General features: G+C 55.7%; 16 protein-coding genes. 3 read left to right on the forward strand and 13 right to left on the reverse strand.

Annotated features, from left to right (window positions below):
• The first annotated feature begins 25 nt into the window (after positions 1 to 25).
• The 3 genes from CUJ84_RS33680 (at position 26) to tnpC (ending at position 2,469) form a co-directional block, all read left to right on the forward strand.
• Positions 26 to 433 (forward strand): transposase, encoded by a 408-nt coding sequence (locus tag CUJ84_RS33680; protein WP_245457544.1) that lies wholly within the window; start codon positions 26 to 28, stop codon positions 431 to 433.
• Complete coding sequence (tnpB, locus tag CUJ84_RS33685; protein ID WP_105005955.1) at positions 430 to 774, forward strand: IS66 family insertion sequence element accessory protein TnpB; 345 nt, start codon at positions 430 to 432, stop codon at positions 772 to 774. The genes CUJ84_RS33680 and tnpB overlap by 4 nt, the downstream gene beginning before the upstream one ends.
• 75 nt (positions 775 to 849) lie before the next feature.
• On the forward strand, positions 850 to 2,469 hold the full coding sequence (tnpC, locus tag CUJ84_RS33690; RefSeq protein WP_105005954.1) for an IS66 family transposase: 1,620 nt from the start codon (positions 850 to 852) through the stop codon (positions 2,467 to 2,469).
• A 258-nt stretch (positions 2,470 to 2,727) separates the two neighbouring features.
• On the opposite strand, the gene CUJ84_RS33695 is transcribed toward tnpC, so the two are convergent.
• The 13 genes from CUJ84_RS33695 to CUJ84_RS33760 all read right to left on the reverse strand — a co-directional run bounded on the left by CUJ84_RS33695 (position 2,728) and on the right by CUJ84_RS33760 (position 20,099).
• Positions 2,728 to 3,897, reverse strand: a complete 1,170-nt coding sequence (locus tag CUJ84_RS33695) for a M20 aminoacylase family protein (protein ID WP_105009854.1) — start codon at positions 3,895 to 3,897, stop codon at positions 2,728 to 2,730.
• A gap of 292 nt (positions 3,898 to 4,189) precedes the next feature.
• The gene (locus CUJ84_RS33700; protein WP_105009855.1) at positions 4,190 to 5,116 is read right to left on the reverse strand and encodes a LysR family transcriptional regulator; all 927 of its coding nucleotides are present in this window, start codon (positions 5,114 to 5,116) and stop codon (positions 4,190 to 4,192) included.
• A 235-nt stretch (positions 5,117 to 5,351) separates the two neighbouring features.
• Entirely contained in the window at positions 5,352 to 6,785 is a 1,434-nt protein-coding gene (locus tag CUJ84_RS33705) for an amidohydrolase family protein (protein WP_105009856.1), read from the reverse strand.
• 37 nt (positions 6,786 to 6,822) lie between these two features.
• The gene (locus CUJ84_RS33710) at positions 6,823 to 7,995 is read right to left on the reverse strand and encodes a M24 family metallopeptidase (RefSeq protein WP_105009857.1); all 1,173 of its coding nucleotides are present in this window, start codon (positions 7,993 to 7,995) and stop codon (positions 6,823 to 6,825) included.
• A gap of 836 nt (positions 7,996 to 8,831) precedes the next feature.
• A complete protein-coding gene (locus CUJ84_RS33720) occupies positions 8,832 to 9,539 on the reverse strand; it encodes a hypothetical protein (RefSeq protein ID WP_105009859.1) in 708 nt (235 codons plus the stop codon).
• 91 nt (positions 9,540 to 9,630) lie between these two features.
• Positions 9,631 to 10,704: a DUF2817 domain-containing protein gene (locus tag CUJ84_RS33725; RefSeq protein WP_105009860.1), complete on the reverse strand. Its 1,074-nt coding sequence runs from the start codon at positions 10,702 to 10,704 to the stop codon at positions 9,631 to 9,633.
• A 130-nt stretch (positions 10,705 to 10,834) separates the two neighbouring features.
• The gene (locus tag CUJ84_RS33730) at positions 10,835 to 12,049 is read right to left on the reverse strand and encodes a M24 family metallopeptidase (RefSeq protein ID WP_245457628.1); all 1,215 of its coding nucleotides are present in this window, start codon (positions 12,047 to 12,049) and stop codon (positions 10,835 to 10,837) included.
• A gap of 176 nt (positions 12,050 to 12,225) precedes the next feature.
• A complete protein-coding gene (locus CUJ84_RS33735; RefSeq protein WP_105009862.1) occupies positions 12,226 to 14,001 on the reverse strand; it encodes an ABC transporter permease subunit in 1,776 nt (591 codons plus the stop codon).
• A gap of 17 nt (positions 14,002 to 14,018) precedes the next feature.
• Positions 14,019 to 15,140, reverse strand: a complete 1,122-nt coding sequence (locus tag CUJ84_RS33740; RefSeq protein ID WP_105009863.1) for an ABC transporter ATP-binding protein — start codon at positions 15,138 to 15,140, stop codon at positions 14,019 to 14,021.
• Between the two features lie 89 nt (positions 15,141 to 15,229).
• Positions 15,230 to 16,333, reverse strand: a complete 1,104-nt coding sequence (locus CUJ84_RS33745; protein ID WP_105009864.1) for a polyamine ABC transporter substrate-binding protein — start codon at positions 16,331 to 16,333, stop codon at positions 15,230 to 15,232.
• Between the two features lie 71 nt (positions 16,334 to 16,404).
• Entirely contained in the window at positions 16,405 to 17,568 is a 1,164-nt protein-coding gene (locus tag CUJ84_RS33750; RefSeq protein ID WP_105009865.1) for a M20 aminoacylase family protein, read from the reverse strand.
• 498 nt (positions 17,569 to 18,066) lie between these two features.
• Positions 18,067 to 19,095 (reverse strand): ABC transporter ATP-binding protein, encoded by a 1,029-nt coding sequence (locus tag CUJ84_RS33755; protein WP_105009866.1) that lies wholly within the window; start codon positions 19,093 to 19,095, stop codon positions 18,067 to 18,069.
• On the reverse strand, positions 19,092 to 20,099 hold the full coding sequence (locus CUJ84_RS33760; RefSeq protein WP_105009867.1) for an ABC transporter ATP-binding protein: 1,008 nt from the start codon (positions 20,097 to 20,099) through the stop codon (positions 19,092 to 19,094). Before CUJ84_RS33760 ends, CUJ84_RS33755 begins: the two co-directional genes overlap by 4 nt.
• Position 20,100 lies beyond the last annotated feature (1 nt).

A 20,100-nucleotide genomic window follows, 5' to 3' on the forward strand; every position in this document is an offset into this window, starting at 1 on the left:
GGACTGCTGATCAGCGATTTTCTGCATGAATCATGCGGAGAATCCTATGAGCGATACTGTGAATCACCATCGAACCTTTGAGGTTTTGACGGCTGAGCCCGTGCGACAAAGACGCAAGCCCCGGGAATGGTCGGATGACGAAAAGACGCGGATCGTCGCCGCGGCGCTGCAGCCTGGGGCCAATGTCTCGGCGGTTGCCCGGTCTGAAGGCTTGGATCCCTCGCAGCTTTATGGGTGGCGTCGCAAGGCACTGGCATCGGGAGTTGTTGCGCCGCTGACGGAGGAAACGGGCAAGCAGATCAAGTTCGCGCGCGTTGAAACGGTAAGCAGCGGCTCGGTAGATATTGTCATTGCAGATATGGTGGTGCGCGTCGGCGGCGATTTTGACCCCGATCACCTGGTGAAGGTTCTGCGGGCGGTTCGCAAGGCATGATCGCGTCTGGTGTTGTGGTCTATGTGTCGTGCCAGCCAGTCGACTTCCGCAAGGGGTCCGCGTCTTTGATGGCGCTGGTGCGCGATGGCGGTCTCGATCCCTTCAATGGCGCGCTTTACGTCTTCCGGTCGAAACGGGCAGACAAAATTAAGATCGCGTGGTGGGATGGCAGCGGGGTCTGCCTCTATTTGAAAACCCTGGAAGATCAAGGCTTCTGCTGGCCGGGCATATCGGCGGCACGGATACGTCTTGACCATTCTCAGCTCATGGCGTTGCTGGCCGGAATGGATTGGAAAAAGATCCGCCCGACCAAGGTCAGGCGACCCTTGTTGACGGGCTGACAGCGCCTGCGGCAAGATGAATCATGCCGCTGTAATGGTTGGGAAAACGGCTGTTTTTGTGCTCTACTCATTCCCATGGATTTGCCCCTTCACGACCTGCCGGACGACGTTGACGCGCTGAAAGCGATGGTTCTTGCGCTGGCCCGCGAACAGGCCGCGAAGGAAGCCCGGCTTGTCACCGCGGCAGCCGAGATCGCCCGGTTGGAAGCGGTGGAGAAGAGTGCCAACGAGCGGATTGCCAACCTCACATCGATCCTGAAGGTTCTGCAGCGCACCCAACACGGCACCCGTTCCGAGCGACTGCGCCTTGGCGTCAATGACGAGCAGGTGTCCTTTGCCTTCGAGGAAGTCGAGACCGGCCTTTCGGCAATCCAGAGCGAGCTTGATTACGCGGCCAAAGACAAGCCGAAACGAGCACCACGTCCGCGCAAGGGTTTTGCCGCTCATCTCGAACGCATCGAGGAAGTGATCGAGCCAGAGATCCCGGCCGGCTGCGAGGGGCTGGAAAAGGTCCTGATCGGTGAGGATCGCTCCGAACGATTGGATGTCGTGCCGCCTCAGTTCAGGGTCATCGTGACGCGTCGCCCCAAATATGCCTTCCGGGGCAACGATGGCGTGATCCAGGCTTTGGCACCGGCACACATCATTGAAAGTGGCCTGCCAACAGAACGGCTGCTCGCCTATATCGCCGTCTCCAAATACGCCGACGGCCTTCCGCTTTACCGGCAGGAGGCAATCTATCTACGCGACGGTGTCGAGATCAGCCGATCGTTGATGGCCCAGTGGATGGGGCATCTGGGCTTCGAACTGCAGATATGCGCCGACTACATTCTTGAGCGCGTCAAGGAGGGCGACAGGGTCTTCGCCGACGAGACGACATTGCCTACCCTCGCACCGGGTTCGGGCAAGACGACGAAAGCCTGGCTTTGGGCCTATGCTCGCGATGATAGACCCTTTGGTGGAACCAGTCCGCCGATGGTGGCCTATCGGTTTGAGGATAGTAGGGGCGCAGATTGCGTGGCGCATCATCTCTCCGGGTTCAACGGCATCCTGCAAGTTGACGGATACTCGGCCTATACCAGTCTGGCCAAGACGCGTGCCAAAGCCGGCAGCAATGAAACGATCCAGCTCGCAGGGTGCTGGGCGCATCTTCGCCGCAAGTTTTACGATCTTCACATCAGCGGTGTCTCCAAGGCCGCAACGGACACGATCGTCGCGATGACCGAGTTGTGGGGCATCGAAGATGAGGCCCGCGGTCGGGATGCCGACAGCCGCTCCACGCTGCGTCAGAAGAAGTCGGTGACCATCGTCGCCAACCTCTTCGATCTTTGGGAAAAGGAACTGGGCAAGGTCTCTGGCAAGTCCAAGACCGCCGAAGCTATCCGCTACGCGCTCACCCGGCGCGAAGCACTGGAGCGCTTCCTGACGGACGGCCGGATCGAAATTGACTCCAATATCGTCGAGCGCGCAATCAGGCCCCAAACGATCACGAGGAAGAACAGTCTATTCGCCGGTAGCGAGGGCGGTGGACGGACATGGGCGACGCTGGCCACGCTTCTCCAGACGGCCAAAATGAACAATGTTGACCCGCTCGACTGGCTCTCCCAGACATTGACCCGCATCGCTAAAGGCTGGCCAGTATCCGAGCTCGAGGCGCTTATGCCATGGAACTTCAGGCCTGACGCCATCAGCTAACCGCTTACGTTGTATCCTATCGAACTTGGCCATTCGAAAAGGTTTGCCAATCGCGGTGTCCCGCAGCTTGCCCGCGGACAGCAAGGCCGGGCCATTCTGCAACGAATTCAGGAGCTATCGAAGCCATTTGGAACTGAGGTCACAATCGACAACGGTGTTGGAGTGATCGCTCTGTGAATCCCGCACCGAACAGACGGCACGAGAGAGGATATTTTTTGCAGATGGAAATCGCGGAGCTACAGCATGAGAGCTCCGCTATCACAAGGGAGCTGGTAAGACTGTCTTTACAAGGTTCGCCCAGTATCCGATCCCGTAGGGAAGAGCCTCATCGTTGAAGTCGTATGTTGGGTTATGGAGAGAAGCTGTTGAACCGTTGCCGATGAAAATCATAGCACCGGGTCGAGCTTCGAGCATGAACGCGAAGTCTTCCGATCCCATGACGGGCGCGAACTGGTCATCTACGCAGATCGGACCCACCAGATTGCGGGCGGCGCTGATCGCGAGGTTCGTCTCCTCAGGAGAGTTGGTCATGATGGGATCAAGCCTGCGGTACTTAAATACGATCTCCGCGCCATATCCGCTTGCTATCCCGCGCGCTACGGCAGGTATTTGCGTCTCAGCCAAGCCTCGAAGCTCATGCTTCAATGTTCTGACTGTCCCGGACAACGTCGCGGTCTCGGGTATCACATTGTAGGATTCCCCTGCGTGCATCTTGGTAATCGAGACGACCAACGATTCGAGCGGGTTCGTCGAGCGGGAGACTAACGGCTGGAGGCCGACGATGATTTGGCCTGCAATCACTATGGGATCGATGTTGCGATGAGGGCTGGCAGCATGTCCTCCTTGGCCCTTGATGACGATATCAAATTCGTCCAGCGCCGCCATAAAAGGACCGTCGCAAATTGCGAACCGCCCGACATCAAGGCCTGGCGAGTTGTCCATAGCAAAAACGCGGGATATTCCGAATCTATCCATAATGCCTTCTTGAACCATCCGCTGCCCGCCAAGCGCATTTTCCTCAGCTGGCTGAAAGATCAAGGCAACGGTGCCGCCAAAGTTTGGGGCTTCGGCGAGAAATTTCGCGGCCCCGAGCAACATTGCCATGTGGCCATCGTGTCCACACGCGTGCATTCTTCCAGACATTTTGGATGACCACGGTTTGTTCGATCTTTCCTCGATGCGGACAGCATCCATCTCCGCCCTCAAGCCAATCGTCGGGCCACCACGATGATTTCCTTCAATCAGTGCAACCAAACCGGTCTCCGCAAGGCCAGTCTCGATATGATTGACGCCGAACGATCGGAGTGTTCCTTCCAGGTAAGCTGCGGTTGAGTGCAAATCATAATCAAGCTCTGGATGCTGATGAAGGTGGCGGCGCCACTTTGTCGCCTCCTTCACCAAAGGCCTGAAGGTTTTAAGATCGTGCATGGTGCTTTCCTTTGACTTTCGTCACTGCTGAAATCCGGCCGGACCATGGTTCCGTTAAACCAAGCAGGGTGTCAAATTCAGACTTTCTATACAATAAATCTTGATCCGCTATGGATGACATAATGATTATGAACGGTGCCCCGCTGGCTTTAAAGGGGTGTAGTGAGCTGGGCGTTTCGCGGCCACGAACGATGACTTCAAAGTGACCAGCTCCTGCTGCAGAAAAAGCCAGAAGAATTATTCTTCGTCGAAGCCAACATCATGATTTCATGTGGATCGAATCCTGACAAAGTTACGGTGATTGCGGCAATCTCGCCTGCCATCTTCCATCCTTGATCAACTGGCGCACTACCTTCGGAAGCAGCCCTCGGATGGCGGCAACTTCAGCCGAACGCTCATCTCGTGCATTCACCGCAAGTATTACCGACCTCGATACTGATGGGTTTATGATCTTCGCCATTCGTACAAGACCGAGTGACGTTTCGCGCTGGACTGCGGAGGGTGTCAATATGGAGTGAGCTTTGCCATCTGCGACCATGTCTATGATCGTTGAGAGCGAATCTATCTCGTACCGGACGTCTAAGAAGACATTGTGCATTTTTGCTGCGTCAGTCACGGCTCTCTGAACACTGGTGACATTCATGGGAACAGCCAGGGGAAAAGCGCTTAACTGATCAAGAGAAATAACATTTTCAAAAGGGGGGCTGCCCGGAGGGATGATCAGACAGAATTCCTCTTCAGCGAGGACGTCATAATACGAACCGTCATCTTTCATGGTGTAGAAGACAGCGAGGTTGAATCGGCCCGCAAGCATCATTTCTTCAATCGAACCGCTCATCCCTTCAACAATCTTTAGCGAGACTTTTGGGAAGCGCTCGTTCGCCATATTAAGTAACTCTGGTGCCATAAAGCGTGCCGGACCGGACGGCAGTGCGATGGACACTTCACCCACGGGTATCTTCGGCTTGCTGGTAAGCTCTTCCTCGGCAATACTCACCTGATTCAAAATAATGCGCGCGTGGTGCAGCAATCGCGAGCCAGCCGGTGTCAGAGTGACGCCGCTACGCTCACGGACGAGGAGCTTGGTTCCTAAGCCGTCTTCCATCTCTCGCACATGAAGACTAAGCGCGCTTTGCGCGACGTTCATATACTCCGCGGCTCGGGTAAATCCGCCTGCCTCGGCTATGCCAACGAAATATTTTAACTTCTTAAGATCCACTCTGGTCGTCCGTAATTCGCTGAACTTCCAGTAGTATCGCAAATCGAGATGGATAGAAAGGTTTCTTTGAAATTTCGCCTGCGGTCGCACTATAACTACGAGTACTGTGCCGTTAGTCTCTGCTGATTGGGCTTCCGATGGGCGAGCTAGCAGCCGATCATCTGAAAAAACGATAAGCCCAGTTCCGGGTAGCCGATTCTTTCTCGGCGGCAACATAAGGGACGCAACACCGCTCTCAGTCATCGAGTCCGTAAACGTTACGGTTGTTCTTGTAGAGTATCATCCTTGCGGCATCGATGGCTTCCTCCCCCGACAGGCTTCCACCAATGACATGATCCGTTAGGGCCTTTGCCAGGTATCGTTTCCCCCACCGACCTGCGAGCCAATACAATTCTGGAATATGGTATGCATCGCTCGCAAAAAGGATTTTTGAGAGCGGTACCACCTCCATCACCTGCATATATCGCTGATACAAATTCTGATGCACGTGAGGCGTCATAATCGAGAGTTCGAAGTAGCAGTTGGGGTAAAGGTGACTGAGCCAGGCGGCCTTACCGACCGAGGGATAGCCAGCATGCAGTGGAATAATTTTGGGCATGCGCATCATGTTGTCGCGGTCAAACCGGACAACCTCTTCCAAGTAAAAAGGGTCTTGATTGCGGAGGACCACGTCGGGAGCTTCACCATCTCCCGCGTGAATCTGCATGGGCATGTTGCGCTTGAGGCACTCCTCGAGCGCGAGGGTGAACGTGTAGCGGCGCAAATCCTTGGTAACTTCCGCAGCAGACTCGCGGTCCATATCAGGCAACTTGCTGAAAGAACTTCTCAGCGCCTCCCAGGATACTCTTGCAGAATTCCGGTCGTGCAGCGGTCGGATGAGGCCAATGAACGGCAGGAGGTATGATTTCATCCCGTAAGATTTCTTCCCGAAATTGCCGTTGCCATCTAAAGTCTCGTGCAGCCTTTTGATGTAGCGCTGCTCGAACTCGTCAAAAGAAATGTCAAGATGGAAGAACTCTCTCTGGATCTCTTCAATGCGGCTGATTCGGTTTGACCGGCATGGTAAGATCGCCTCCTCGAAGCGGGCAATTGCTTCACCTCCCCGATCCTCGTGGTAGCCGGTCTCCAGCATGATGTTTTCGTAATTGACGTCGCGAAAAAGGCTGTTCACATACGTCCAGTAGTTCTTGCCGCGGTCATTGCGGGCCTCGATGACTGCGTCCAGTGTTGCCTCGCAGCCGAGAAACTGGGCCATTTCCTTCACCAGGAACTTAATGAAAATTCCTTGGGAAATGTCTCCGGTTACTGCATCTACCTTGCCCTGAATGTCATAAATCCTATTGAGATCATGCCTCCTGGCTTCATTCCCGTTGAGCCACTCTGTGTAGATGCCCTTTGGAAAGTATGCCGCCATTGGCATTCCCGCCAATGAGATGCGCTCCAGGTAACGCTTTGGCGTCGTGATCGCATCCTGATCGGTGATGACGTGGCAATGAGTGTCGTCGATCGGCAGCGCATCAACTGCCTCGAATATTGCCGCAAACTCCGGTTCCTGCCTCGAGAGGAACAGCGGTAGGTGCTCCAGATGATACAAGCCGCTTCGGTTTGGGCCGGTCGTCTGAACACTGGCCGTTGAGCCAGCGTGCGGGTCTTTTGAATGCTCTGTCATTGCGGCCTCCTATTTTTTACAATGCGCGACATGCAAGTCACGAAACTTGGAATATCTCTCTTGGCGCGGTGGTAAGAACATCGACGCCGGTGCGGGTGACCCGAAAGGTTTCGCTAATTACATAGCCGAACTCTTCATCGATCCAGTTTCCAAGCATTAAATGAAAGGTCATGTTTGGTTGCAGCACGGTCATGTCGCCGTCACGCAGGCTAGCGGTCGGTTCTGTCCAGCCAATCCCATGGGCGTAGCCGCAACGGGATTCCTTTGTCAGTCCCCTTTTCTCGATGGTCCGATAAAAAGCGTTAGCAACGTCGCTGCAGGTCGCTCCTGGTCGAACGGACGCGAGCGCAGCATCAAGCCCTTCCAGTTGAATATCATGGACCCTGCGGAGCCGGTCTGATGGAGGACCAATTGAGTAGGTGCGCATGAGCGCTGCACAGTAGCCATGGCGGGATCCGGCAAGCTCGATGTTGACTTGCGAACCTTGGCGGAAGGTGTCTTCGGTCCAGGGGATATGGCATGTCCCGGTTCGCGGCGTCGAGCAGATCGCTATCTCTTCAAGCCGCGTGCCCGGCTTTCCGTTGACGCCTCGGATCAAGACGGAGGCAATCTCAGCGCATGCATCGGCTTCGCGCACTCCAGCGCGAATGACCTCTGCGGCGCGGGCGATGGCGGCGTCTGAAATCGCGGCCGCTTGCCGCATGATGTCAATCTCAAGATCGGATTTGATGAGACGAATCCAGGTGACTGCCTTCGTGCAGTCAACGACGTTGGATGCTTCCAAACGTCTTTTGAATTTCTCGGCGGTGAGTGGGGAAAGGCTGAATTCCTCAATACCGATCCGTTTGTCCGCAAAGCCCGCTTTCTGAAGGTATTCGATAATAGCGTCGTATCCGTCCTTATCCGGGTGAGCAACCAACTCCTCTGGATAGGCGATAATTTTCTCCCTCTCCATAAAGCACTGGTGCAAAGCGGCGGGGGCATCCATGCGTCGCAAAATGAAGACGGGCTCTTCCCCCTCCGCAAAAACCACCAAGGCTTGGGGTACATAGGCTGATCGAGCGGTGTAACCGGTAAGATAAGTGATGTTGTGTTGATCGGAAACAACGAGCGCCTCGACATCTCGCCGCGCCATTTCAGATTTTACCAGTGTAAGACGCCGCAGATACTCGTCCCGAGGGAAGGCCGGTGGTGCCTTGCTTATGGTCATGATGGTCATCCTTTATATGAAATTTTTGCTGACAGATCAGCTTTTAAGACCAGGGTTTCGAGCCGAGCCTGGCGTAGGATCGCGGGGCAACGGACTCCATGAGCATTCTGCCCAAAGTGGTGACGTCGTAGACTGGCAGCCCGGTGGATCGGCGGAGTGAACGAGCAATTCGCGGGAACATGGTACACTCGAGCAATAATGCCTTGATTTCAGGATGTTTCTCCCGCAACTGCTCCACACGCGAACAGACATCCTCTCGCAGGACACTTAGTTCTGTCCGCACCGGCGGTCTTTTCATCTCGTTTTGCCAAGTTGGCGTGTTTTCGATTCCGCTAACAACCACCCGAGAAATGTCACAGGGATCTGACAAGCCGAGCAGTTCGGTCCCAAAGTGCGTGGAATCAAAGGTCAGGACAGCAAGCTTTGCTCCGCCCGACAACTGTCGAACGATCATTGATGTCAGCAAGAGGGCTGACACAGCAACCGGAACGGGGACAGCAGCCGCAATTGCGGCCTGGTGCCGAATTGAAAAGCCACAGTCTGCTGTAATCGCTGTAGCTCCACGGCCGACAAGGCACTTCGCTGCCGCGATGTAAGGTCCTTCCAGGGATGGATCACCACGAACGACAACATCCGCCCATGCCCCGGAAACAGTCTCCCGAATGGCCGGGAATGTGAAAATCGATGAGTCCTGCAAGGACCCAGACACAAGTGACCCGTTTGGGTCAGACCCTGGCTCAAGATCCAGAATTCCGAGGATGCCATTGCTAATTGTAGCTCGTTCTTCACACATGTTGGCACCAGTGGCTTGTGAGGGAATTGAAATACCCGGGATGTCACGGGGAGTGGTTGGCGCCACGCTGATCCCTGACCGGGCTGACTTCGAGGAGCATTTTCGCCAGACTGACATAGTCTGCAATCATCAAGCCGGTCTCACGGCGCACGGCGTCGGCCGCGAGCGGGAAGGCAGCGCATTCGAACACAAGTGCGGCGACTTCAGGCTCACGCTTAAGCAGCGATCGTGTGGCTATCAACACATCTTCAACTATGGCTGATGGCGGTAGGTCCGGAATGGGCTCGGCCAATTGCCTCCACGTCTCAGACCCTTCGATGCCGGCTACGGCGACATCGATCTGAGCCGATGACCATCCCGCCGCGGCAAAGTGTATTTCCCCCATCCGTGTGGCATCATAGGTAAGGATTCCGACTCTCTTACCCTTGGGAACAGTCGTCGCAGCGAACGGCACCAAAGAGAGGCTCGACAGGGCGACCGGTACGTTTACAGCCGCTGCAAGCTTGCTTTGGAATAGCGCCGTAAATCCGCAATTAGAGGTGATCGCGCACACGCCGTCGTTCTCCAGTTGCCGAGCGCAACGGATATAAGCGTCAAGAACATCCTCATCCCCGTCTACGATCGTTCTTACCGTGGCTCCTGGTACCGCAGTTTGCAGGGTTGCAAACGAAAATGTATTGGGATTGCAAAGCGCCCCGGCATGGGTGATTGGCCGGTTTTCCAAAAGAAGTAGACCTAGGGTCTTCTCCACTTTCCACCTCCAAAACTGAGAACTTCTTTCTGCCTAGAGCGAAATCGATATTCGCGGACAACTGGCGGCTAAACCTACCGGTTCAGCGGCGTCATTTCGCCTGCGTCAGCGCTGCAAGAGCCTGGCGATGGACCTGGTCGCACCGCGACAGGACCATCTCCTGCCAGTCCGGCAGTGCGGGGTTGTAGTGCTCCCGCGTGGCGTTTCTTATATGCTTCCCGATCTCGGTGTTGGCTTGATCTGGGTGGTATGCGAAAAGCCAATGATCGTTGCGGAGGACTTCACGGCCTTTGTCCGGACTGGAGGTGCCAAACTCCAGGCACACATAGGTGTGCCGACTCCCCAGCTCGCGCTGCCAGAACTCGTCTTGCGTACCCGTGATTGCGACTGACGATGAGGTTCCGAGGTCCGGCGACGTCACCGACGGTCCAAAGATCTCGAAGGCTCGATGATACCCCTCAAGACCTGAGGAAGTCTCGGTTTGAAGCTCGCCATAACCATAGGGGCCAAGCCCCGTGTGATAATCAACGACGATCACTTTTTGTCGCTGTGCAACCCGGTAATCCAAAGAGATTTTCTCCAGCACTTGCCGCGGCTCTGACGGGCACTTGCCTCCGAAAAACATGCCTTCGGGTCGGGAATATTGTCCCTTCTTCCGCGCCGTCTGAAACGCCGTCTCGCCACGGGTCGCCCGGAATTCCGCGATTGCGCGTTCTGCCACTGCCAAACTTTCGGCTGAAAGGTCAGATGGAACGAGATGATCTGCCAACTCGTCATAGCCTGGATTTTCCGGCAGCGGCTTGGAGAAATCGACAAAATTCCGATTAAGATCGCATCCCTCGGCTGTGACGCGCCGATCCCAGGCAAAGCCATACGCGTTTAAGGCGTGAATCAAGAGAATGCCGACAGATCCACCAAGGCTACCCGCCAACTGCGACTGAAGAAGGGACAGTTGCGCCGCAGATCCACAATAGCCCTCCACACCATGCGTGCCTGCGATAGTAACGAGCAGGCTGTTTGCATCGGGGTCTCCGAGATAGGCGACATCCGTAGAAAGTGGCTGCCCTTCAGGTCCACTCTCGCTCGATCGATAAGATTGGACCTTCGTCGCGTCGACAAAACGCGTCCGGGCTTCAAAATAAGTATCTGAAAACAGGTTCTTCATGGTGTCTTGTCACTATGGGCTGGGGGTGCGCGGGCGCCACAGGATGTGACGCAAGCTCAGAAATTCGCGACCGCTATGGAGCTGGCGAAGCGTCTCACTTGCTGCTGGGCAAGAACCCAGCTGCGAGAGGTTAGGTGATGGAGACCAGCTCCCGCTCGAACCGCGTCAGAGGCTCATTTCCTTCCTCAGTCACCAGGAATGATTGCGTGATCGCAATTCCAGTGTCATTCAGCCAAAGACCGGACATGCAGTGGAACGCCATACCGGGCTGCAAGACTGTCTTGTCTCCCGGACGCAAGCTGACCGTGCGCTCACCCCATGTCGGCGGAAAACCGAGACCTATCGAATAGCCGAGGCGTGCTTCTTTCTCGAAGCCGTGCTTTGCGATAGACCCACGCCACACCAGTTCGACCTCTTCGGCCGCCATGCCTGGACGGATGCTGCTCATCGTGGTGTTCAAGCCCTCGACCACCGCCGCCGCAAGCCGGCGGTAACTGTCCGGCGGCCGGCCCAGAAATACTGTGCGCGTCATCGGGCAATGGTAGTGAAGGCGCGATCCAGCGATCTCGATGTTGAGGGGCGCATCTTTCTTCATAGGGCGATCGGTCCACAAGCCATGTGGTGTTCGCACGCGTTCATCGGCACAAAAATGCGGAGGGCTCGTCGTATAAACGCCACCGGCGTCGGGAAGCCCAGAGATCTGCGCCTTATATATCTCTGCAACCACGTCGCACTCACGCACACCTGGGGCGCATTTTGCGACCGCTGCCGACATCGCAGCATCTACGATTTGACCCGCTTGGCGCATATAGGTCTGCTCTGCACCGCTCTTCACCAACCGTACGCGATTGACAAGGAGTTCGGCATCCTCGAACCGAGCGTTCGGAAGGGAATTGACAAACTCGGCGTGGATGCGGGCAGTATAATAATACGCGCCCATTTCAACGCCGATTACACCTCTATCGAGGCGCCGTTCCTTCAATATCTCCGATACCGGCTGAACGGGGTGTGAGGTGGTCGATTGAACAAAACTGTCTGGATACGCGCGAATGTTCTCCTCGCGCATATAGGTCGTATCGCGAGCCGAAACAGCGTCCATGAACCGGCCGATCCAGATCGGCTGATCCTCGTTGACGGCGACGACAAGGAACAGAGGCGCATAAAATGCCCACGCGTCGAAGCCCGTCAGATAGAAGATGTTGGCCGGATCAGAAAGTATGAGGGTATCAAGTCCTGACGCTTGCATTTCCACTTTTGTCGCGGCAAGGCGCGCCTGGTACTCGGTTTCGGTGAAATAAAGGGCTGGCATAGCGGCTCCTGTTGGCTCGGACTTGGAAACAGTCATGCGCTTCTCGCTGCACGAGACCTGCTCCATTGGATCTAATTTTGCTTCCACTCCCTGGTGAAAGCGCCGAGTTTATCGGGCTGCTCGAAAGGCTTTGCGAACACTGCCAAACGAGACGAGCGAGAGATTGGTGGCGGGAGTTCAAGGTATGTCCCCGCCAGGAGGACCTTGTTTCTCTAAGCGGTAGCCTCAAGCACCTCATTCTGAGAGCCGCTCCTGGCACGCCACCAAGTGACGTAAAGCGCGATCATCCATAGGATCGGCAAAAGGGTGAGCAGTGACGCCACAGCGGCCACTGTCGGATCGATTTCATTGCGAATGTTCTCCCACATTTTAAGTGGCAATGTGCGGACCGAATATCCGCTGACCAAGGACGTCACGACCACTTCGTCAAACGAATGGATGAATGCGAAGAGCGCGCCGCCAATGATCCCCGGTCGGATCAGAGGGAGTGTCACCCGCATGAATGCGGTAAAAGGTCTAGCGCCCATACTTTTCGCCGCCTGCTCCAAGCGACGGTCGAAATTAGCGAGAGTCGCGGAAACAATGACAACCACGTAGCTGATTGCGCCAATCGTGTGGGCAAGTACGATCCCCGTCTCAGTTCCGATAATCCCAAGATTGACCAGGCCGAAGTAGCTCGCCACGCCGACGACTATGACGGGTATAGTGATCGGGGCGAGGATCACCATCGTCAACCAGCCTCGAATATCGGACGCGATCCGGCTAAGGCCGTAAGCTGCCAAAGTCCCTAGGACGGTCGACAGACCCGCAACGGCCAGACCAATCTTGATGCTGGTCCAGGCTGCGCCATACCAGGCTTCGTCACCGAAGAAGCTGCCATACCACTGAAGCGAGAAACCGGACGGAGGAAACTGTAGCGTTGCATCGCTGCTAAACGACATGATGATCACCACGACTTCGGGAAACAGCAGGAAGAAAATGACAAGCGTCAAGGTGAGGCTGCCGGCAAAACGCGACCATCCACCATCGCTCTGAGCCTGATAAAGTGCCTTGGACCACTGTTTGGATCTTGAAGCGACCGAAAGCTCATTCAGATACTGCTTCACCACACGAAGCAGGCTAAACCGTTCCATGAAACCTTTCCTCAGTTTCGGCGCACTGTCTTGTGTCCCCGAGAGGTTCAGGCCGAATACCGAGAGCATCACTACGGCAATCGCCAGAAGCACGAACGAAGAGGCGCTGACCGAACCCATGTTGAACCCGGTCGAGACCTGGGAGGCAATAAAGGTCGAGAGCATGGCGTCTCCTAAGCCACCCAACGCCGCCGGCGTGATGTAGAAGCCCAGGCAGATGACAAAAACCAGCAGCGTTCCGCTTCGAACACCCGGCATGCTCAAAGGGAAGTAAACCCGCCAAAAGGCTGTCGTTGGCTTCGCACCCATGCTTTTGGCAGCCGCAATCAAGGATGTGTTGATACCGAGCATGACGCTCACGAGCGGCAGTATCATCATCGGCAGCATGATATGGACCATGCCGACATAAACAGCCGCACGATTGTAAATCAAAGGGAGAGGGCTGGATATTAGGCCCCAATTCATGAGGGCGCTGTTGATCAAGCCATTGTCCCCGAGGATAATGACCCAGGAATAGGTGCGCGCCAAACCGCTTGTGAGATAGGGAATAACGACGAGAACGATCAAGACCATGCGCGCGCGTTTAGACGCTGTCGAGATCAGGTATGCCGTAGGATACCCGACCAACAAGCAGATGACCGTCGCTATTGCGCTGATCTCCAGCGTCTGGAGCAAGACCCGAATGTTGGCATACTGCCCCAGGAACGAAGAATAGTTCTGAATGCTGAAATTAGGAGCGTTCAGACTTTCGAGAAAAAGCTGGCCGGTTGGTACGCCAAAAACGACCAACAGTACGGCCAAAGCCGGTAGCACGAGGATTATAGGAGCACGGCCAATTCTTTGAAATGTTTGCATTTGTGCGCCCCCGCGGTTCATTCATCGAGCAGCCGGACGTCCGCCCGAAGCCAGTCAAGACGCACCGATCCACCAGTTGCAAAGACCTCTTGGCCAGAAGCCACGTGTTCGCGCACGACCAAGGATTTGTCTCCGACACGAACCTGATACTTCCTGAGTGGGCCGGCGTAGATCATTTCTTCTACGATCCCGGTGACGACCTGGCTCTGATCTAGCTCAACCGGGGCAGGGGAATTTACCGCAGAGATCCGGACGCGCTCAGGTCGAACCATCGGTACTCTTCCGTTAAAGTTATGGTCCTTTAATCCGAGTTCCGGTGAATCAAGCACATTTGCTTCTCCCAAGAAGTTGGCGACGAAACGAGTAGCTGGCCGGTCGTAGAGCGCCTCGGGTGTGTCCAGCTGTTCGATTTTGCCCCCCCTCATGACAACAATGCGATCCGACAGCGTGAGCGCCTCTTCCTGGTCATGAGTGACGCAAATAGTGGTTTTCCCAAACTCGCGATGGAGCCCCTTGATCTCCCCCTGCATCTGTTCTCTGAGGTTTCTATCCAGGGCGCCAAGCGGCTCATCCAAGAGAAGGATCGGAGGATCAGCGATAAGGGCGCGCGCAAGAGCGACGCGCTGCTGCTGGCCGCCGCTGAGCTGCGAAGGCATGCGCTCACCAAATTCGGCCAGGTGAACTCGCTTAAGCATGCGCTCGACTAAGGGTGCCCGCTCGCTCGCCTTGACGCCACGCATTTCAAGCGGGAACTCAAGATTTCGTCGGACTGTCAGGTGCGGAAATAGTGCGTAACTTTGAAAGACGATACCTTGGTCTCGGCCGTACGAAGGCACATTTGCGACCGACTTACCTGAGATCAAGATGTCGCCCTTCGTCGGGCACTCAAATCCCGCTAGCATCATCAGCGCCGTGGTTTTACCCGAGCCGCTTGGACCCAGGATGGTCAAAAATTCGCCTCGCCGAACTGTGAGTGAAAGCTCGGTGACCGCTGCGATCGGGCCGTACATTTTCGTGACGTCACGAAATTCAATCTGGGCGGGAGCACGGTCTTCCAAATTCTCATCCTTGATGGCTGGCTGTTTTGGCAGTTTCGCGACGGGGGGTTCATCCGACCGCAGGTGAGCAGACTGAGACATGCTGCCATCCTCTATTCGTGGCGCAAAGACGCCTGTGTTGCGTTGCCAATGTGCCCCCGGGCGACACATTGGCTTCGAGCGTGCGCTAATTACCGAATGACCCAGTCGCTCCAGCGTTGCACAAGGCGCTGGATATTCGAGAGACCATCGGGGCCTACTTCGGAGTACCAGGCACCATTCAAGAGGATCGCTTTCTCAAGATACTTGGGATGGCTGGGCAACGTAAGGCCAAGCTCCTCAGGTATAAGTTTAAATGCGTTCCGGTTGGTCGGACCTTCCGGATAGAGCTTGGCGAAAGCTGCCTGGTTCTCGGCACGGCTAACGAATTCAACGAACTTCTGGGCGTTTTCGGCATTCGGGCTGTTTTTTGGGATGACCCAGTAATCCCAGGTCATCTTCGCCTGGTTTCGATTCAACTCCAACGCAGCGCCTTGGGCGATCGCGGAGGCCGCGCGGCCGTCATACGACATCATAACGTCGCCGGCTCCGCTCAGCATCAACTGTTGGATCTCAGATCCGGCCGTCCACCACTTGCGGACGTGAGGTTTGATCTTGTCGAGGCTGGCAAATATCCGGTCGATGTCCATCGGATAAATCTTGTCCGGAGAAACGCCATCAGCTAGGAGTGCTTCTTCCCAAGGGCCCTCCGAACCGTATTGGCCCGACACCAGGTAACGGACGCCAGGGAATTTCTTAGTATCCCAGAACTCCGCCCAGTCACCGGGCCGCGCCTTGTCAGCGGGATATTTCTTAGTGTTGTAAACCAGGTTGTAGGTGTAAAAGAAAAAGCCGACGCCGAAATCTTGTTTCACATTCGGGACAAGCCCCTCGATATCTTCCTTCCTGAATTTCGAGTAATCAATATTCTCAAGATAGCCTTTTTGGGCAGCTTGCAGGGCCGCACCTTGGCTCATAGGGCCGACATCGATGGTCACGCTATTCGTCTTCTGCATCAGCTCGAGCTGTGCAAGCTCGAAGTCTTGTGTCACCGGGATAACCTTGATGCCGGTTTCAGCTTCAAATGGTTTGGCGTAGGCTTCGATAACATATTTACCGAGCTGCCCGCCGTAGGTCAGTACTCGGACCTCGCCGGCTGTCTGCGCCGAGGCGTTGACAACAGGCGTTGACAAAGTTGCGACGACAATGGCGAAGGACGCCTGCATAATTCGCCTGCGGTTGATAAAAATGCTCATCTTCGTTCACCCTCTATTTTTCCCCGCCACTATTGACGAGGTTCTGAAGTTCTGCGCCAGGCGGTGTCTGGCTACGGCGCCAGGACCCTTTCAACCAAGTTCACCCAGTAGCCAACGCCGTACGGCAAAGCATCGTCGTTGAAGTCGTATTCGGGGTTGTGGACGGAGGCTGTCGGGCCGTTGCCAAGAAAGATGTAAGAACCTGGCCGCGCCTCAAGCATGTAAGCAAAGTCTTCCGATCCCATACCTGGCTTGATGAGGTCATTGACTGAAGCGTGCCCAACCAGATCGCGTGCTGCTTCAACCGCTATCTTCGTCTCGGCCTCGTGATTCACGGTGACCGGTTCGAGACGGCGATACTTAAAATCGATATCCGCACCAAACCCGCCGGCGATACCCTTAGCGGCTTCCAGAATCCCTTTCTCTGCAAAGTCGCGCAGGCCGGGCGAAAGTGTCCGGACAGTCCCGCAAATAACTGCGTGCTGTGGGATGATATTATAGGCTTCTCCAGCATGGATTTTGGTCACGGAGATGACCAAGGCCTCCTGAGGATCGGTGTTCCTCGAAACTAATGTCTGGAGCCCGAGAACGATTTGGGCGCCGATGACAATGGGATCGATGTTTTTGTGAGGCGTCGCGGCGTGGCCGCCTCTGCCGCGAACCGTAATGTCAAATTCGTCGAGCCCCGCCTGGATGGGGCCGCTGCAAATACTGAATTTGCCGACATCCAGTCCTGGGTAGTTATGCATTCCGAAGACCTTGGAGATGCCAAATTGATCCATGATGCCTTCTTGCACCATCTTCTCCGCGCCACGGCCTTCTTCTTCGGCTGGCTGAAATATGAGGGCGACAGCGCCTTTAAAATTGCGCGTATCCGCCAAATACTTCGCTGCCGCTAGAAGCATTGAAGTATGGCCGTCATGACCACATGCATGCATTTTCCCAGGAACTTTTGATGCCCACGGTTTGCCCGAGGCTTCCAATATTGGTAGCGCGTCCATATCGGCACGCAGCCCGATTGTAGGGCCGTCACCAAGGTTTCCTTGAATTACGGCAACCACACCGGTCTGCGCTATTCCGGTTTCTATGTGGTTGATGCCGAACGAGGCCAATTTCTCGGCAACGAAGTTTGCGGTGTCGTGGACGTCATAATCCAGCTCAGGATTCTCGTGAAGATACCGGCGCCAATCCGTCGCCTCGTCTCTAAGCTTTTCGAAGTTTTCGATGCCGCGCATCGTTTATCCTTTTTGTTCTTGGACCGCTAAACGAAAAAATCCCTTGGCCGCGGATCCGCCACGATGTTCAGCTAGCCTCGAAGGCTCCAGGCGACATGTGGGCTTGGGCGGATCGTATACCCGCGATTTTGGGTTCCCTTTTTTTACCAACGTGCCTTCGCGGGCTGTCCTATGCAAATAGAGACTCAATATAAGCGCCATCTGGAAACCAGATGGCACACTGCTGGAGTGCAGACAGTCGGGGGGCTGGCCTAACGCCAACAGAGGAGCCGAATAGGCACTTCAATGGAGATTCGTCCGTGCCTGAAAAGCGTTGCACTCATCCCGAAGGGGCCAAGCCTTTCGAGGTCGAAGACAAGCCCCGCCCAGACTGGCTCTGTGCGCCATGGGTGCTCAACCGGCAGCATTATGGCGGGCATTATCGACCGGACGTCGCCTGGGGGTTCTTCAGGCGCTAATTCTGATTGGGCGAATTGCGAAAACCTCGTCGAAACGTAGCTACGCAAGACCCCCAACAAGTTGAGAGGTACCAGGCTGATTGTGCTCGATTTTGCCCGCTGGCGCACGCACATGACAGGCGACGGTGCGCCCATCAGGCATCGCTACCAGCGAGGGCACGTTAATGCGGCAGCGCTCTTCGGCGAGCGGGCAACGAGGATGGAACGTGCAGCCGCCAGGAGGATTGACAGGGCTGGGCACTTCGCCCTCCACCGGAACCTCCAATTGAACCATTGTGGGATCTGGTAGAGGGGCAGCCGCTATGAGCGCTTGGGTGTAAGGATGGATCGGCGTGGCGAAGAGTGCCTCTGAAGTCGCAATTTCAACAATTCGGCCGAGGTACATGACTGCAACCCGATGACCAATATGCTCCACGACCCCAAGATCGTGCGAGATGAAGACAAAGGCGATTCCTAGTTCCTCTTGAAGGTCCATCAGCAAATTGAGTATCTGCGCCTGCACGGAAACATCGAGAGCCGAAACCGCCTCGTCGGCAATAATAATTGAGGGCTTCAAAGAAAGCGCGCGTGCAATCCCGAGCCGCTGGCGTTGGCCACCTGATAGCTCTGATGGAAGCCGGTGCATGATCTCAGGCGCCAGCCCGACTTTTTTTAGAAGCTCCGCTGCAAGCTCCTCACGCCTCTTGCGATTCATGCGCTCGAAGTTCCCAACCGGTTCGGTGATAATCTCTCCAGCCGTTAACCGAGGATTGAGGGACGAGTAAGGATCCTGGAAGATCATCTGCATTCGACGCCGCGAATGGCGAAGCTCGCTTTTTTCGAGTTTCGCTATATCGGTGCCCTCGAGCAGCACACGCCCGTCGGTAGGGTCCACAAGCCGCATCAGAAGCCGTGCAAGCGTGGATTTGCCACACCCGGATTCACCAACAATACAGAGCGTCTCGCCTGCCTCAACCGAAAAGGACACACCCTCAACGGCCCGAACGACCGGGCCGTTCCTGTTCAGCATGCCCCCACCGAGCGGATAGTGTTTTACTAAGTTCTCGACCTTCAACAGCGGAAAGTTCATGCCTTCAGGACCTCTCCGGTGTGCCAGCAGGCGGCCGCGTGATCCGGCCCGTACTGCTCAAGGGTTGGCGTCTTTTCCCGGCAAATATTGGTTGCGAACGGGCAACGCGGCGCAAAACTGCATCCGACAATCGGCTCGCGCAGGCTCGGCACAATCCCGGGAATCTCTGGCAGGCGCCGCTCCTTACCGCGCCGCCTGTCTGGCACCGATCGCATGAGCGCCTTGGTGTAGGGATGCATCGGCCGCGCAAACAAATCCGTCACACTCGCCTGCTCAACGATCCTACCGGCATACATCACGATCACGCGCTGACAGGTCTGTGCTACCACCGCGAGGTCGTGGGTGATAAACATCACAGCCGTTCCCGTCCGCTGCCTCAATTCAACGAGCAGCCTTAAGATCTGCGCCTGGATCGTAACATCCAACGCAGTGGTCGGCTCATCGGCAATCAGCAGTTCGGGTGAGCAAGCAAGCGCCATGGCGATCATGACGCGTTGACGCATGCCGCCCGACATCTCGTGCGGATAATTTTTAACGCGGCGGTCTGGGTCTGCAATGCGGACGAGGTGCAGCATCTCTTCCGCTTTCGCCAAAGCCTCTGAACGAGACGCACCAGTATGAATTTCGACTGCCTCCGCGATCTGTCGGCCCACGGTGTGAACCGGACTCAAACTTGTCATCGGATCCTGGAAGATCATCGCAATCTCGTTACCGCGAATGCCTCTCATCTGTCGTTCGGATAGCTTCAACAGATCTTGACCGTGAAAGGAAATCTGCCCGGCCACAGTTCGAGCGGATAGCCTTGGCAGTAGACGCAGGATCGAGAGTGAGGTGACGCTTTTTCCACATCCCGATTCGCCGACGACGCCAAGTGTTTCGCCTTTCCGAACTTGGAAGCTGACCCCGTCCACTGCGCGGGTCACGCTATCTTCGCCAAAGAAATGCGTTTCGAGGCCCCGCACATCAAGGAGGACATCTTGATCAGAAACTTTCTGTATATGCATG

The sequence above is a fragment of the Rhizobium leguminosarum genome (genome assembly GCF_002953715.1).
Classification (GTDB): domain Bacteria; phylum Pseudomonadota; class Alphaproteobacteria; order Rhizobiales; family Rhizobiaceae; genus Rhizobium; species Rhizobium leguminosarum_V.